At 58.6% G+C, this 17,024-nt stretch carries 10 protein-coding genes; 8 read left to right on the top strand and 2 right to left on the bottom strand.

The window, feature by feature from the left end:
• Genes glgC through glgP form a run of 3 tightly spaced genes read left to right on the top strand, consistent with a single transcriptional unit; the run spans position 1 to position 5,196 of the window.
• Complete coding sequence (gene glgC, locus ACP4QI_RS20740) at positions 1-1,296, top strand: glucose-1-phosphate adenylyltransferase (protein WP_142487404.1); 1,296 nt, start codon at positions 1-3, stop codon at positions 1,294-1,296.
• The gene (glgA, locus tag ACP4QI_RS20735) at positions 1,296-2,729 is read left to right on the top strand and encodes a glycogen synthase GlgA (protein ID WP_142487403.1); all 1,434 of its coding nucleotides are present in this window, start codon (positions 1,296-1,298) and stop codon (positions 2,727-2,729) included. Before glgC ends, glgA begins: the two co-directional genes overlap by 1 nt.
• A gap of 19 nt (positions 2,730-2,748) precedes the next feature.
• Positions 2,749-5,196, top strand: coding sequence for a glycogen phosphorylase (gene glgP, locus ACP4QI_RS20730; RefSeq protein ID WP_156264796.1), 2,448 nt, complete (start codon positions 2,749-2,751; stop codon positions 5,194-5,196).
• 90 nt (positions 5,197-5,286) lie between these two features.
• Here glgP and glpD read toward each other — a convergent pair whose 3' ends face one another.
• Positions 5,287-6,795 carry a glycerol-3-phosphate dehydrogenase gene (gene glpD, locus ACP4QI_RS20725; protein ID WP_426495869.1) on the bottom strand — a complete coding sequence of 503 codons (1,509 nt, stop codon included), beginning with the start codon at positions 6,793-6,795 and terminating at the stop codon, positions 5,287-5,289.
• Between the two features lie 207 nt (positions 6,796-7,002).
• Here glpD and glpE point away from each other — a divergent pair, with 207 nt between their 5' ends.
• From glpE to ACP4QI_RS20710, 3 genes are read left to right on the top strand one after another with little or no spacing between them, the layout of a single operon-like run.
• The gene (glpE, locus tag ACP4QI_RS20720) at positions 7,003-7,332 is read left to right on the top strand and encodes a thiosulfate sulfurtransferase GlpE (protein ID WP_032614862.1); all 330 of its coding nucleotides are present in this window, start codon (positions 7,003-7,005) and stop codon (positions 7,330-7,332) included.
• A 44-nt stretch (positions 7,333-7,376) separates the two neighbouring features.
• Complete coding sequence (gene glpG, locus ACP4QI_RS20715) at positions 7,377-8,207, top strand: rhomboid family intramembrane serine protease GlpG (RefSeq protein WP_426495868.1); 831 nt, start codon at positions 7,377-7,379, stop codon at positions 8,205-8,207.
• Positions 8,208-8,225: 18 nt separating this feature from the next.
• Positions 8,226-8,984, top strand: coding sequence for a DeoR/GlpR family transcriptional regulator (locus tag ACP4QI_RS20710; RefSeq protein ID WP_142487399.1), 759 nt, complete (start codon positions 8,226-8,228; stop codon positions 8,982-8,984).
• A gap of 180 nt (positions 8,985-9,164) precedes the next feature.
• Here the strand turns inward: ACP4QI_RS20710 and malT are convergent, their stop codons facing one another.
• Positions 9,165-11,870, bottom strand: a complete 2,706-nt coding sequence (gene malT / locus ACP4QI_RS20705) for an HTH-type transcriptional regulator MalT (RefSeq protein ID WP_142487398.1) — start codon at positions 11,868-11,870, stop codon at positions 9,165-9,167.
• Between the two features lie 585 nt (positions 11,871-12,455).
• On the opposite strand from malT, the gene malP reads away from it, so the two are divergent.
• A complete protein-coding gene (gene malP / locus ACP4QI_RS20700; protein ID WP_426495867.1) occupies positions 12,456-14,849 on the top strand; it encodes a maltodextrin phosphorylase in 2,394 nt (797 codons plus the stop codon).
• Positions 14,850-14,858: 9 nt separating this feature from the next.
• Entirely contained in the window at positions 14,859-16,946 is a 2,088-nt protein-coding gene (gene malQ / locus ACP4QI_RS20695) for a 4-alpha-glucanotransferase (protein ID WP_426495866.1), read from the top strand.
• Positions 16,947-17,024: the final 78 nt, after the last annotated feature.

Raw genomic sequence — 17,024 nt, 5'->3', positions numbered from 1 at the left:
ATGGTTAGGTTAGATAAGAACGACCCTCTAATGTTGGCGCGTCAGCTGCCATTGAAGTCTGTTGCCCTGATTCTTGCTGGCGGCCGCGGTACCCGATTAAAAGATTTAACGATTAAGCGCGCCAAGCCCGCCGTCCACTTCGGCGGTAAATTCCGTATTATCGATTTTGCCCTGTCAAACTGCCTGAATTCAGGCATTCGCCGTATTGGCGTGATCACCCAGTACCAGTCACACACGCTGGTGCAGCATATTCAGCGCGGCTGGTCGTTCTTCAGTGAGGAGATGAACGAGTTTGTCGACCTGTTACCTGCCCAGCAGCGCGTGCATGGCGAAAACTGGTATCGCGGTACCGCTGATGCGGTGACGCAAAACCTCGATATTATTCGTCGCTACGATGCCGAGTACGTGGTGATCCTCGCCGGGGACCACATCTACAAGCAGGACTACTCGCGCATGCTCATCGACCACGTCGAAAAAGGGGCACGCTGCACCGTGGCTTGTATGCCGGTGCCCGTTGCCGAGGCGACGGCGTTTGGCGTGATGGCGGTGGATGAAAACGACAAAGTGATCGATTTCGTTGAAAAACCGGCGAACCCGCCATCCATGCCGGGGGACGACACCAAAGCGCTGGCCAGTATGGGGATCTATGTCTTTGATGCTGATTACCTTTATCAGCTGCTGGAAGAGGACGACAAGGATGAGAAATCCAGCCACGACTTCGGCAAAGATATCATTCCGAAAATCACCAAATCTGGCATGGCCTATGCACATCCGTTCCCACTGTCCTGCGTACAGTCCGATCCTAATTCAGAACCTTACTGGCGCGATGTCGGCACCCTGGAAGCGTACTGGAAGGCGAACCTCGATCTGGCCTCGGTGACCCCGGAACTGGATATGTACGACCACAACTGGCCGATCCGTACCCATATGGAATCCCTGCCGCCGGCGAAATTTGTGCAGGACCGCTCGGGCAGCCACGGCATGACGCTGAATTCGCTGGTCTCCGGCGGGTGCATTATTTCCGGCTCGGTGGTGGTGCAGTCGGTGCTGTTCCCGCGCGTGCGGGTGAACTCCTTCTGCAACATTGATTCGTCAGTATTGTTACCCGACGTCTGGGTTGGCCGCTCGTGCCGCCTGCGTCGTTGCGTTATCGACCGTGCCTGCGTCATTCCGGAAGGCATGGTAATTGGAGAAAACGCGGAAGAGGACGCGCGCCGTTTCTACCGCTCAGAAGAAGGCATCGTGCTGGTTACGCGTGAAATGCTGCGTAAACTGCAGATCAAACAGGAGCGATGATGCAGGTTTTACACGTTTGTTCTGAGATGTTCCCGTTGCTGAAAACCGGCGGGTTGGCGGATGTGATTGGGGCGCTACCGGCGGCGCAAATTGCCGGTGGGGTCGATACTCGCGTGCTGTTACCCGCTTTTCCCGATATTCGTCGCGGCATCCCTGACGCCCAGATCGTCAGCCGCCGCGATACCTTTGCCGGGCGCATCACATTACTGTTTGGTCATTACAACGGTGTGGGCATTTACCTGATTGATGCCCCGCATCTGTATGACCGCCCAGGGAGCCCGTACCATGACACCAACTTATTTGCCTATACCGATAACGTGCTGCGTTTTGCGCTGCTCGGCTGGGTCGGGGCGGAGATGGCCTCCGGGCTGGATCCGTTCTGGCGCCCGGACGTAGTGCACGCCCACGACTGGCACGCCGGGCTGGCTCCGGCGTATCTGGCGGCGCGTGGCCATCCGGCGAAGTCGGTCTTTACCGTGCATAACCTGGCCTATCAGGGGATGTATTTAGCCAAACATATGGATGACATCGATCTGCCATGGTCGTTCTTTAATATCCATGGGCTGGAGTTTAACGGGCAGATTTCATTCCTTAAGGCCGGGCTGTATTACGCCGATCACATCACCGCCGTGAGTCCGACCTACGCGCGGGAGATCACCGAGCCGCAGTTTGGCTACGGCATGGAGGGGCTGCTCGCGCAACGCCAGCGCGAAGGACGTCTGTCGGGCATTCTCAACGGCGTGGATGAAAAAATCTGGAGTCCGGAGTCGGACCTGCTGCTGACCGCGCGCTACAACCGCGATTCGGTGGAAGATAAGGCCGAGAACAAACGTCAGCTACAGATCGCCATGGGGCTGAAGGTCAACGAAAAGGTGCCGCTGTTTGCGGTAGTGAGCCGTCTGACCAGCCAGAAAGGGCTCGATCTGGTGCTCGAGGCGCTGCCGGGCCTACTGGAGCAGGGCGGACAGCTGGCGCTGCTGGGTGCCGGCGATCCGGTATTGCAGGAGGGCTTCCTCGCGGCCGCGGCCGAGCATCCGGGTCAGGTGGGCGTGCAGATCGGCTATCACGAAGCGTTTTCGCACCGCATCATGGCGGGCGCCGACGTTATCCTGGTCCCGAGTCGTTTTGAGCCCTGTGGCTTAACCCAGCTGTATGGCCTGAAGTACGGCACGCTGCCTCTGGTGCGTCGTACCGGCGGGCTGGCGGATACCGTATCCGACACCTCGCTGGAGAACCTGGCAGACGGAATCGCCAGCGGATTTGTCTTTGAGGACAGTAATGCCTGGTCGCTGTTACGCGCGATTCGGCGTGCCTTCGTGTTGTGGTCCCGTCCCTCTTTGTGGCGTTTTGTTCAGCGCCAGGCGATGGCCATGGATTTTAGCTGGCAAGTTGCGGCGCAGTCCTACCGCGATCTTTATCAACGCTTGATGTAACAATGCTGGAATCAAAGATATGAATGCACCTTTTTCCTATGCGTCTCCCACGGTAAGCATTGAGGCGTTAAAGCACTCAATCGCTTACAAGCTGATGTTCACCATCGGCAAAGATCCGGTGATTGCCAACAAACACGAATGGCTTAACGCCACCCTGTTTGCCGTGCGCGACCGGCTGGTTGAACGCTGGCTGCGCTCTAACCGCGCCCAGCTTTCACAGGAGACCCGTCAGGTTTATTATCTGTCGATGGAGTTTCTGATTGGCCGCACCCTCTCCAATGCGCTGTTGTCGCTGGGTATCTATGACGACGTAAAGACCGCACTGGAAGAGATGGGGTTAGATTTAGAAGAGCTGATTGACGAAGAGAACGACCCCGGCTTAGGCAACGGCGGTCTCGGTCGTCTGGCGGCCTGTTTCCTCGACTCGCTGGCAACCCTCGCCCTGCCGGGACGCGGCTACGGTATCCGCTACGATTACGGCATGTTCAAACAGAACATCGTCGATGGCCGGCAGAAAGAGTCCCCGGACTACTGGCTGGAGTACGGCAACCCGTGGGAGTTCAAGCGTCACAACACCCGCTATAAAGTCCGCTTTGGCGGCCGTATCCAGCAGGAAGGCAAAAAGAGCCGCTGGGTCGAAACCGAAGAGATCCTGGCCGTGGCCTACGACCAGATCATCCCGGGCTACGACACCGACGCGACCAACACGCTGCGCCTGTGGAATGCCCAGGCCAGTAGCGCGATTAACCTCGGTAAATTCAATCAGGGCGACTACTTCGCGGCGGTGGAAGACAAAAACCACTCCGAGAACGTCTCCCGTGTGCTGTACCCGGATGACTCCACCTATTCCGGGCGCGAGCTGCGTCTGCGTCAGGAGTACTTCCTGGTCTCAGCGACCATTCAGGACATCCTGAGCCGCCACTACCAGCTGCATAAAACTTACGCCAACCTGGCGGAAAAAACCGCCATCCACCTCAACGACACCCACCCGGTGCTGTCGATCCCGGAGCTGATGCGCCTGCTGATCGACGAACATAAGTTCAGCTGGGAAGAGGCGTTCGAGGTGACCTGCCAGGTCTTCTCCTACACTAACCACACGTTGATGAGCGAAGCGCTGGAAACCTGGCCGGTGGATATGCTCGGCAAAATCCTGCCGCGCCACCTGCAGATCATTTTTGAGATCAACGACTTCTTCCTGAAAACCTTGCAGGAGCAGTACCCGCACGACACCGGCCTGCTGAGCCGTACCTCGATCATTGATGAATCCAATGGCCGCCGGGTGCGCATGGCGTGGCTGGCGGTGGTGATCAGTCACAAGGTCAACGGCGTGTCGGAGCTGCACTCCAACCTGATGGTGCAGTCGCTGTTTGCCGACTTCGCGAAGATCTTCCCGATGCGTTTCTGCAACGTGACCAACGGGGTAACGCCGCGCCGCTGGCTGGCACTGGCGAACCAGCCGCTCTCCGACGTGCTCGACGAGAACATCGGCCGCAACTGGCGTACCGACTTAAGCCAGCTAAGCGAGCTGGAACAGCACGCCGATTTCCCGACGGTGAATAAAGCGGTGCGTGATGCCAAGCTGCTGAATAAAAAGCGGCTGGCGGTGTGGATGGCGCTGCATCTCAACGTGGTGGCCAACCCGAAAGCGCTGTTCGACGTGCAGATCAAACGTATCCACGAGTACAAGCGTCAGCTGATGAACGTGCTGCACGTGATCACCCGCTACAACCGCATCAAGGCCGATCCCGATGCCGACTGGGTGCCGCGTGTGAATATCTTTGCCGGTAAAGCGGCCTCGGCCTACTACATGGCGAAGCACATCATTCACCTGATCAACGACGTGGCGAAGGTGATCAACAACGATCCGCAGATTGGCGACAAGCTGAAGGTCGTCTTTATCCCTAACTACAGCGTGAGCCTGGCCCAGCTGATTATCCCGGCCGCCGATCTCTCCGAGCAGATCTCCACCGCGGGCACCGAAGCTTCCGGCACCAGTAACATGAAGTTTGCTCTTAACGGCGCGCTGACCATCGGCACGCTGGATGGCGCAAATGTCGAGATGCTGGAGCACGTGGGCGAAGAGAATATCTTCATCTTCGGTAACACCACGGAAGAGGTTGAGGCCCTGCGTGCCAAAGGCTACTCGCCGCGTGATTATTACGAGAAGGATGAAGAGCTGCGTCAGGTGCTGACCCAGATCGCCACCGGGGTCTTTAACCCGGACGAGCCTGGCCGCTATCGCGACCTGGTGGATTCGCTGATCAACTTCGGGGATCACTACCAGGTGCTGGCAGACTACCGCAGCTATGTGGATTGTCAGGACAGGGTCGACGAGCTGTACCGCAAGCCGGAAGAGTGGACCACCAAAGCGATGCACAACATCGCCAACATGGGCTACTTCTCATCCGATCGCACCATCAAAGAGTATGCTGAGACCATCTGGCATATTGATCCGGTGAAGTTGTAAAAAATGCCGGGTGGCGGCTCCGCCTTACCCGGCCTACGATCCTGTGTCTTTTGTAGGCCCGGTAAGCGTTAGCGCCACCGGGCATTACTCTCAGGACGCCAGCGATAACTCACGCTTTCCCGTCCGCTCGGCCAGCCACAGCGCCACGCGGGACTGCTGCTCCGCATTCAGCCACATCCCCTCTTTGGTGCGACGCCACAGCGCATCGTCCGCGCGGCGTACCCACTCGTGGTCGGCTAAATAACGTAATTCCGCCTCGTAGAACTCGTGACCAAAATGTTCGCCCAGATCGCTGAGATCCTTCGCGTCCCTCAGGATCAGCTCACTGTTGCTGCCGTAGGTGCGGGCAAAGTGGCGGGCCATGGATTCGCTGATAAACGGATAGCGACGGCGCAATTTCGCCGCGTAGTCATCGCGGTTGCCGCCGATATCACCGCCCGGCAGCACTGCGCCTTTAGTCCACGCCGGGCCGATACCCTGATAGAACGGGGCCAGTTTTTCCATCGCATGCTCTGCCAGCTTGCGATAGGTGGTGAGCTTACCGCCAAACACCGACAGCAGCGGCGCCTTGCCGTGGTCATCGTGAATATCGAGGGTGTAGTCGCGGGTGATGGCCTGCGGTGAGTCAGACTCGTCATCGCACAGCGGACGCACCCCGGAGTAGCTCCAGACCACATCGTCACGCGCCAGCGATTTCCTGAAGTGCGCGTTATACACCTTCAGCAGATAGCTGATTTCGCTTTCGTCGATAGCGACGCTTTTCGGATCGCCTTTGTACTCCACGTCGGTAGTACCGATGATAGAGAACTCATCCATCCATGGGATCACAAACACGATACGCTTGTCTTCGTTTTGCAGAATATAGGCCTGCTTCTGGGTATGTACCCGCGGCACCACGATGTGGCTGCCTTTAATCAGACGGATGCCATACGGCGACGGCAGCTGCATCCCCTCGTCGAAGAACTGCTTCACCCACGGGCCGGTGGCGTTCACCAGACCGCGGGCCTGCCAGCTGAAACGCTCGCCGGTATCAATATCTTCGGCCTCGACGATCCACAGCCCTTTTTCCCGGCGGGCGGAAATGGCACGGGTACGGGTTTTCACCTCGCCGCCTTTGCGTTCAACCATTTGCGCGTTGGCGAGCACCAGGCGGGCATCATCCACCCAGCAGTCGGAATATTCGAATCCGCGCACGATTTCAGGCTTCAGCACCGAATCTGAGCCAAAACGCACACCGGCAGAAGCGGGCAGGCTGGTGCGTTTGCCCAGGTGATCGTACATAAACAGGCCAATGCGGATCATCCAGGCCGGACGCAGATGCGGGCGGTGCGGCAGACGAAAACGCATCGGAGTCGCGATATGGGGGGCCATTTTCAGCAGCACTTCACGCTCGGCCAGCGCCTCACTGACCAGGCGGAACTCGTAGTGCTCCAGATAACGCAGGCCACCGTGGATCAGCTTAGAGCTGGCGGAGGAGGTAGCGCAGGCGAGATCCTGCGCTTCCAGCATCAGGACAGATAATCCGCGCCCGGCAGCGTCCGCCGCAATGCCCGCTCCGTTGATTCCGCCACCGATAACAATCAGATCTTTGGTTTCCATTGTTTCCTCACGCACTTTCGTTAAAGCTCAAAAATGTTCGATATCGCTCATACTAGCAAAGGAAATGGATTTTAGTAACATCAAAAAAACAAATTTGAGTGATACAGCTAACATAATGGCGTTTACCCGCCGCCAGGACGTACACTAGCCGATAAGATAGTGAGGGCATCAGGCCGCACTGCACCTGCACAAACAACAGAGAGCACCATGGAACAATTTGAATGTATTAACGTAGAAGAAGCCCACCAGAAGATGCACCAGGGACTGGCGGTGCTGGTGGACATTCGCGATCCGCAAAGTTTCGCGATGGGCCACACGCCGGGCGCGTTTCATCTGACCAACGCCTCCCTGAGCGAATTTATGCGCGATAACGATTTTGAAACGCCGGTGATGGTGATGTGCTATCACGGCAACAGCAGCAAAGGCGCGGCGCAATACCTGCTGCAGCAGGGCTTTGAAGCGGTCTACAGCGTGGACGGCGGATTCGATGCATGGCACCGTCATTTCCCGGCAGAAGTCGAGCACGCCGGCATTTAGGGTATATACTGTCCCCTTTTGTGTGGAATAAGCGACTGCCGCCGATGCTGATGATTACCTCTTTTACCAACCCGCGCGTCGCCCAGGCGTTTGTCGATTACATGGCGACGCAGGGTGTTATCCTCACCATTCAACAACATACCCAGACCGACGTCTGGCTGGCGGATGAGAGCCAGGCCTCCCGGGTCAACGCCGAGCTGGCGCGTTTTCTGAAGAATCCCGGCGATGCGCGCTATCTGGCGGCAAGCTGGCAGTCCGGCCATACCGGCAGCGGGCTGCACTACCAGCGTTTTCCTTTTCTGGCGACCGTGCGTGAACGCGCGGGGCCGTTCACCCTGGTCTTAATGGCGGCCTGTATTCTGGTCTTCATTCTGATGAGCGTGGTGGGCGATCAGCAGATCCTGCTGATGCTGGCCTGGCCGTATGATGCCTCCGTTGAGTTCGAGTTCTGGCGCTACTTCACCCACGCGCTGATGCACTTCTCGGTGCTGCATATCCTCTTTAACCTGCTGTGGTGGTGGTATCTCGGCGGGGCGGTGGAGACACGGCTCGGCAGCGGCAAGCTCATCGTGCTTACCCTTATCAGCGCGCTGCTCAGCGGCTTTATCCAGCATAAGTTTGGCGGCCCATGGTTTGGCGGCCTCTCTGGCGTAGTTTACGCGCTGATGGGCTATGTCTGGCTGCGCGGCGAGCGCGATCCCGCGAGCGGCATCTACCTGCAGCGCGGTTTAATGGCCTTTGCGTTAATCTGGATTATTGCCGGATGGTTTGATCTGTTTGGCATGGCGATTGCCAACGGCGCACACATGGCCGGGCTGGCAGTCGGGCTGGCGATGGCGTTTGCCGATACGCTAAATGCGCGAAAACGAACATAATTCTGGCAGGGAACTCTGATGAAACAAACACAACGTCATGACGCCATTATTGAACTGGTGAAAAAGCAGGGATACGTCAGCACCGAAGAGCTGGTGGAGCAGTTTGCCGTCAGCCCGCAGACCATTCGTCGTGACCTCAACGATCTGGCCGATCAGAACCGTATCCTGCGCCATCACGGGGGCGCGGCGCTGCCGTCCAGCTCGGTGAATACCTCCTGGCACGATCGCAAGGCGACGCAGACCTCTGAGAAAGAGCGTATTGCCCGCAAGGTGGCGAGCCAGATCCCCAATGGCGCGACGCTGTTTATCGACATCGGCACCACGCCGGAAGCGGTGGCCCACGCCCTGCTGAACCATGAGAACCTGCGGGTCGTCACCAACAACCTCAACGTGGCCACCACCCTGATGCAGAAAGAGGATTTTCGCATCATCCTGGCGGGCGGCGAGCTGCGCAGCCGTGACGGCGGCATTATTGGCGAAGCGACCCTCGACTTTATCTCCCAGTTCCGCCTCGACTTCGGCATCCTCGGCATCAGCGGGATCGATACCGATGGCTCATTGCTGGAGTTTGATTATCACGAAGTACGCACCAAGCGGGCGATTATCGAGAACTCGCGCCACGTGATGCTGGTAGTGGATCACTCCAAGTTTGGCCGTAACGCGATGGTGAATATGGGCAGTATCAGCATGGTGAACGCGGTTTACACCGACGTGATGCCGCCAGCGGGTGTGTTGAAGGTCATTAAAGATAATAACTTGCAGTTAGAACTGTGCTGAGTTTGTGCCGGGTGGCGGCTTCGCCTTACCCGGCCTACAAAACCGTAGGCCCGGCAAGCGTAGCGCCGCCGGGCAATGAATGGCAACAAAACCGTAGGTCCATGCAAGCGTAGCGCCGCCGGGCAATGAATGGCAACAAAACCGTAGGCCCGTGCAAGCGTAGCGCCGCCGGGCAATGAATTACACCCCGTATCCCATCATCTTCAACAGCTGCTGCGCATGCAGCACCGCGTCCTGGCGGTGGGCGACACCCAGCTTCTGATACAGATTCCGGATATGCGTTTTGATGGTGGTGGCCGCCACGGCCAGCTCGCCGGCGATCTGCTCGTTGCTGTAACCTGAGTAGATCAGCCCCAGCACCTGCCACTCACGCTGGGTCAGCGGGCTGGTGCGGATCAGTTCCGGCACTTCCGGATGGGTCAGCAGACGCTCCACGAAAGTCTCATCGAAATGCGCGAACTTGTGGCGGTGATGCTGGTTAATCTCCCGCAGGATGCGCTGGGCGCGATGCTGGTCCAGCTCCGGCAGAGTATTCAACTGAATCAACTGGCGCAGCTGCTGCGCCATGGTCTCGCCTTCAATCACAAAGTGGCTGATAAACCCGGTGCGGTTCGCCAGCTGCAATGCTTCCAGCAGCACGCGCTGGGCGTCATTCTTGCGACCGGCCTGCCAGTAAAGCTGGTTCTGCAGCAGCAGGTTGCGGTTGAGATCGCTCATCAGTCGCAGGCTGCGGGCATTTTCATTTAACTCTTCCAGCACCATTTCGGCCGGTTCAAATTCGCCTAACAGGATCTGCGCCCGGGCAATATTGCGCCACTGGCTCTGCAGGAAGTGGTTATTAGCAAACTCCGGCTTCGGCGTCTGGCGCAGCCAGTTGGCCGCCGATTTCTTGTCGCCGGTCATCTGCCAGTAAATCACCCGCACCTTATCGGCGTTGGATACCCAGTCGCTGTGATACTGACCGTTGCCGAGCAGGTTCTCCAGACGGTTAAGGTGGTTACGGGCGTTATCCAGATCGCCGCGTGCCAGCGAACACTGCACCAGCAGGCCCAGACACTGCAACTGCTGCTGCGGCTGATAGGTGGAGAGCACGTCGACCCCATGACGGGCGGTGCTTTCGGCTTCGTCCAGGCGGGCCCATGCCCACAGCAGCTGGGCGCGGATGCGCAGCAGGAACTCGTGCATCGGCAGCTGTTCCAGGTGCTGATCGCGGATCAGGGTGAAGGCTTTCTCCTGGGTCTCCCAGGCGGCCTGCAGGAAGCCCTGGGCAAACAAAATTTCGCTCTGCTGGATCAGGCTCCACAGGGCGTAGTGCCAGACGTCATGGCGGCGCGCCATCTGCTCCGTCTGCTGCATCAGCGACAGGGAGCGGGTGAGATCGCCTTTACAGTGCAGTACTTCGCCGTGCACCGAGGTGGCGACGATGCGGCTGTAGAAGTTCGCCAGCGGCAGCTCCTCCAGCGCCCCCAGGGCCAGGCGCTGGGCCTCTTCCGGGTTGCCGTCGTTGATGGCCACCTGCGCGCGCAGGGCGTTGAATTCGCCGTGCAGGGCGGCGTCCATCTCGCCTTTCATCTCCTGCTCGGCGCGGGCCAGCAGGGTATTCACTTCGCTGTAGCGGTGCTGGCTCTGCATCAGCCAGGCCTGCAGCAGCACCAGACGCGGATTCTCCAGCAGGCTCTCCCACGGCAGGGCGCGGAGCGACTCCTCCAGCAGGGCCAGCTCGCTGTGGTTAAACAGGCTCCAGGCATGGTTGAGCAGAATATCGCGCAGCATATGGGCATCGCCCGCCGCCAGGGCGTGGTGAATGGCCTCGCTCGGGAAACCCTGCGCCATCCAGCTTTCGGCGGCGGCGCGGTGGATTTCCGGTAATTCGGTTGCCAGCTCCCACTGACAGCGCTGGCGCAGGAAGCTGCCAAACAGCGGGTGGTAGCTGAACCACTCCCCGGAGTCGTCCATGCGCTGCAGGAACAAGCCCTGACGTTCTATCTCCTCCAGGCGCATCTGGCCGTTGTCTTCGCCGGTGACGCGCACGATCAGCGCATCGTTCATCGAGCGCAGCAGGGAGCTTTTCAGCAGGAACTGACGGGTGGATTGATCGACGCTGTCGAGCACTTCATCCACCAGGTAATCGGAGAGGTGGCTGGCATTGATCCCCGACAGACGACGGGCGGATTGCTGCGTCGAGCTGTTGTTATGTCGGGCCGACAGGGCAATCAGCTGCAGGGCGGTGGCCCAGCCTGCCACGTCGTCGCACAGGCGGCTGCTTTCGGCCACTTCGATTGGGGATTTCAGGCGACAGTCAAAGAACTGCTTCGCTTCCTGATGGGTAAAGGAGAGCTGTTGGCTGCCCACTTCCAGCAGCTGATCGCGCACGCGCAGGTTGGCAATGCCCAGCTGCGGCAGGTTACGCGACAGGATCACCAGGGTCAGGTTTTCCGGCTGGTGGCGCAGGAAAAAGCGCATCGACTCATGGATAACCGGATTGGTGATCAGATGGTAGTCATCAATGACCAGGTAGAGCGGGCGGTGCCATTCGGCCAGCTCGATAAACAGTTGGGAAAACAGGGAAGAGAGGCTGGCGTACTGACGCTTTTGCACCATCACTTCGCTGGTCACACAGTGTCCGTTGGTCGCCTGCTGAATGGCGGCGATCAAATAGCTGGCAAAACGCTCCTGCTGGTTGTCGCCCTCATCAAGGGAGTACCAGCCGAGATCGGTCTTACCGGAAGCCCACTGTGAAATGAGCGTGGTTTTGCCGTAGCCGGCAGGGCTCGTTACCAGCGCCAGTCGAAAATTGTTCGCGCCGGAAAGTTTCGCCAGCAAGCGTTCGCGGACCACAGTATGGTCAAGACGAACCGGGCGACTTAATTTGGACGGAATCAACATAGTTTTCACTTCACTGTGTGGAAATCGAGATTTTTGATTTTTTTTGCGCTTCGTAATTAATCCTTATAAGGTCGGTCAGAAACCCTTTTATTGCAAGTTATGTCCGGGTTTTATGTCCCTTAATTTGCACTCGGTCACAAAAATATATCGATGGGGGAGGGAACTTTTCCGATGGGCCTCGAAAGCGCATGGATACTGGCGTGGCGTGTTTCCAGGAGGTTAAGCATAAAAAGGAATATAGAAGCGTAAAGGCGGTGAAAAGTTAATAAAGTTCCGGGAAGGTTACGGGGGTGAAATAACATTCTGCGATGCAGTAAATTCTGAGCAATATTACGTCGGGTAAGTAATTATTTCCGCATGCCTATATTTCAGGCGAAACCGCATTTCATTTTTTTGACTCCCTTCCCGGAAATCGCGGCCTGAATGCCCCACACTTTCGCCGCAGAAGGTGGCCGCGATCACACTTTAGCGCTCATCCCCGCTACTCCTCCCTGTCTAATCCCCGCCAGGAGGAGGAAGAGGCATGAGGAGCCAGGCACACTAGCACCAACGCCTCATTTTCTCTCTACAGGATGCAGATTCCCTATGTCACAGCCTACTTTCAACAAAGCTCAATTCCAGGCTGCCCTGACGCGTCAGTGGCAGCGTTTTGGTTTAAACGCCGCCGAAGACATGACCTCCCGCCAGTGGTGGCAGGCCGTCAGCGGAGCGCTCGCCGAGCTGCTGAGTGCCCAACCCGCGGTGAAGCCCGTCGAAGGCCAGCGCCACGTTAACTATATCTCTATGGAATTCCTGATTGGCCGTCTGACCGGCAACAACCTGCTGAACCTCGGCTGGTATCAGGAGGTCAGCGATGTACTGAACACCCATAACATCCACCTGACCGACCTGCTGGAAGAGGAGATCGATCCGGCGCTGGGCAACGGCGGTCTGGGTCGTCTGGCGGCCTGCTTCCTCGACTCGATGGCGACGGTAGGCCAGTCGGCGACCGGCTACGGTCTGAACTATCAGTATGGCCTGTTCCGCCAGTCCTTTGCGGGCGGCCAGCAGATGGAAGCCCCGGACGACTGGCATCGCGGCAGCTACCCGTGGTTCCGCCACAACGAAGCGCTGGACGTGCAGGTTGGCATTGGCGGTAAAGTGACAAAAGCGGGCCAGTGGGAACCGGGCTTTACCATTACCGGCCAGGCCTGGGATCTGCCGGTGCTGGGCTACCGTAACGGCGTGGCACAGCCGCTGCGCCTGTGGCAGGCGACCCACGCTCACCCGTTCAACCTGACCAAATTCAACGACGGCGACTTCCTGCGTGCTGAGCAGCAGGGCATCGACGCCGACAAGCTGACCAAAGTCCTCTACCCGAACGACAACCATCTGGCGGGCAAAAAGCTGCGCCTGATGCAGCAGTACTTCCAGTGCGCCTGTTCCGTGGCCGACATCTTGCGTCGCCACCACCTGGCGGGCCGCAAGCTGGCGGAGCTGGCGGATTACGAAGTGATCCAGCTGAACGATACTCACCCGACCATTGCCATTCCGGAACTGCTGCGCGTGCTGATCGACGAACATCAGCTGAGCTGGGACGACGCCTGGGCGATCACCAGTAAGACCTTCGCCTACACCAACCACACCCTGATGCCAGAGGCGCTGGAGTGCTGGGACGAGAAGCTGATTAAAACCCTGCTGCCGCGCCATATGCAGCTGATCAACGAGATCAACAACCGCTTTAAGAAACTGGTGGATAAAACCTGGCCGGGCGACAAAGCAGTATGGGCGAAGCTGGCGGTGGTGTTCGACAAGCAGGTGCGTATGGCTAACCTGTGCGTGGTCAGCGGCTTTGCGGTGAACGGCGTGGCCGCGCTGCACTCTGACCTGGTGGTGAAAGATCTGTTCCCGGAATATCACCAGCTGTGGCCGAACAAGTTCCACAACGTCACCAACGGCATCACACCGCGTCGCTGGATCAAACAGTGCAACCCAAAACTGGCCGCGCTGCTGGACGCCTCGCTGGATAAAGAGTGGGCTAACGATCTCGACCAGCTGATCAACCTGGAGAAGTATGCCGACGATGCGGCGTTCCGCGAGACGTACCGCAACATTAAGCTGGACAACAAGGTGCGTCTGGCGGCGTTCGTCAAAACCCGTACCGGGATTGAGATCAGCCCGAACGCGATTTTTGATATCCAGATTAAACGTCTGCACGAGTACAAGCGTCAGCACCTGAACCTGCTGCACATTCTGGCGCTGTACAAAGAGATCCGCGAGAACCCGCAGGCCGACCGCGTGCCGCGCGTGTTCCTGTTCGGTGCGAAAGCGGCGCCGGGCTACTACCTGGCGAAAAACATCATCTTCGCTATTAATAAAGTGGCCGACGCGGTGAACAACGATCCGAAGGTGGGCGACAAGCTGAAGGTGGTCTTCCTGCCGGATTACTGCGTCTCGGCGGCGGAGCTGCTGATCCCGGCGGCGGACGTCTCTGAGCAGATTTCTACCGCGGGCAAAGAGGCCTCCGGCACCGGCAACATGAAGCTGGCCCTGAACGGCGCGCTAACCGTCGGTACGCTGGACGGCGCTAACGTTGAGATCGCCGAGCAGGTGGGCGACGAGAACATCTTTATCTTCGGCCATACTGTGGAAGAGGTGAAAGCCATCAAAGCCAAAGGTTACGACCCGGTGAAATGGCGTAAAAAAGACAAACTGCTGGATGCGGTGCTGAAGGAGCTGGAGAGCGGCAAATACAGCGACGGCGACAAGCATGCGTTCGACCAGATGCTGCACAGCATCGGCAAACAGGGCGGCGATCCGTACCTGCTGATGGCTGACTTTGCGGGCTACGTTGAGGCCCAGAAGCAGGTCGATGTCCTGTATCGCGACCAGGAAGCCTGGACCCGGGCGTGCATTCTGAATACCGCGCGCTGCGGCATGTTCAGTTCTGACCGTTCAATCCGCGACTACCAGGCCCGTATCTGGCAGGCAAAACGCTAAGGAAGCGCGATGGAAAGTAAACGTCTCGATAATGCCGCCCTGGCGGCGGGGATCAGCCCCAGCTATATCAATGCTCATGGTAAACCGCAGTCTATTGGTGCTGAGACCAAGAGGCGTTTGCTGGATGCTATGCACAAAGCCAAACCCGTCGCGAAAGCGGCGGTCACCGCCGTCCCGAACGTGATGGTCTATACCGCGGGCAAAAAGATGCCGCTGATGATTGAAGGCAGCGGCGACTTTAGCTGGCTGCTGACCACCGAAGAGGGGCATCAGCACAAAGGCCACGCCACGGGCGGCAAAAATCTCAACCTGCCGGCAAAACTGCCGGAGGGTTACCACACCCTGACGCTGACTCAGGATGCCCATCGCTGGCACTGCCGGGTGATCGTCGCGCCAAAACGCTGCTACGAGCCGCAGGCGCTGAAAGAGGGCAAGAAACTGTGGGGCGCCTGCGTGCAGTTATACACGCTGCGCTCGAAGGCTAACTGGGGCATTGGCGACTTCGGCGATCTGCAGAAGATGCTGGCCGACGTCGGCAAGCGCGGCGGGGCCTTCATCGGCCTCAATCCGATCCATGCGCTCTATCCGGCGAATCCGGAGAGCGCCAGCCCGTACAGCCCGTCATCCCGCCGCTGGCTGAACGTGATTTACATCGACGTTAACGCCGTGGAGGATTTTCGCAACAGTGACGAGGCGCAGGCCTGGTGGAAGATGGAGACCACCCGGCAGGCGCTGCAACGCGCCCGCGATGCCGAGTGGGTCGATTATGCTTCGGTCACCGCGCTGAAGATGGCCGCACTGCGCATGGCGTGGAAAGGCTTTGCCCGGCGTGACGACGAACAGATGGTGGCCTTCCGGGCGTTTGTTGCCCGCGAAGGGGAGAGCCTGTACTGGCAGGCGGCGTTCGATGCGCTGCACGCGTATCAGGTGAAAGAGGACGAAATGCGCTGGGGCTGGCCGGTGTGGCCTGAGCAGTACCAGTCCGTTGATTCCCCGGCGGTGAAAGCGTTTTGCGAAGAGCATACCGATGAGGTCGATTTCTACCTCTGGCTGCAGTGGCTGGCGTACACCCAATTTGCCGCCTGCTGGCAGGAGAGCCAGGGCTACGATATGCCGATTGGCCTGTACCGTGACCTGGCGGTCGGCGTGGCCGAGGGCGGGGCAGAGACCTGGTGCGATCGCGAGCTCTACTGCCTGAAAGCCTCTGTCGGTGCGCCACCGGATATTCTTGGCCCGCTGGGTCAGAACTGGGGCCTGCCGCCGATGGATCCGCACGTGATTGCGGCCCGCGCCTATGAGCCCTTTATCGAACTGCTGCGCGCCAACATGCAGAACTGCGGCGCGCTGCGTATCGACCACGTGATGTCGGTCCTGCGTCTGTGGTGGATCCCCTACGGTGAAACCGCCGACCACGGGGCCTACGTGCATTATCCGGTCGACGATCTGCTCTCCATCCTTGCGCTGGAGAGCAAGCGCCATAACTGCATGGTGATCGGGGAAGATCTCGGCACCGTGCCGGTTGAAATCGTCAGCAAGCTGCGTGACAGCGGCGTTTACTCTTATAAAGTGCTCTATTTTGAAAACGACCTTGAGAAGAACTTCCGCGCGCCGGAGGCGTATCCAGAACAATCAATGGCAGTCGCGACGACGCATGACCTTCCTACGCTTCGTGGCTGGTGGGACAGCGGCGACCTTACCCTGGGCAAAACGCTGGGCCTCTACCCTGACGAAGTGATGCTGCGTGGGCTGTATCAGGATCGCGAGCTGTCGAAGCAGGGGCTGCTGGATGCGTTGCACGCGCACGGCTGCCTGCCGAAGCGCACCGGGCGCAAGGCATCGCTGATGTCGATGACCCCGACGCTCAACCGCGGATTGCAGCGCTACATTGCCGACAGCAACAGCGCCCTGCTGGGGCTGCAGCCGGAAGACTGGATTGATATGGCGGAGCCGGTCAACATCCCGGGCACCAGCTATCAGTACAAGAACTGGCGTCGCAAGCTGTCTACGTCACTTGAAGCGATGTTTGCCGATGACGGGGTGAACAAGCTGATTAAGGATTTGGATAAGCGGCGCAAAGCGGCTGCGAAGAAGAAGTGATAAAAAACCCGCCAGATGGCGGGTTTTTTATTGACCCTGTAGGCCGGGTAAGGCGTAGCCGCCACCCGGCACCGTTAC

The sequence above is a fragment of the Leclercia sp. TB492 genome (assembly GCF_049974505.2).
GTDB classification, from domain to species: domain Bacteria; phylum Pseudomonadota; class Gammaproteobacteria; order Enterobacterales; family Enterobacteriaceae; genus Enterobacter; species Enterobacter adecarboxylatus_C.
The sequence above is the reverse complement of the archived record's forward strand: the minus strand, read 5'-3'. Positions and strand labels throughout refer to the sequence as shown.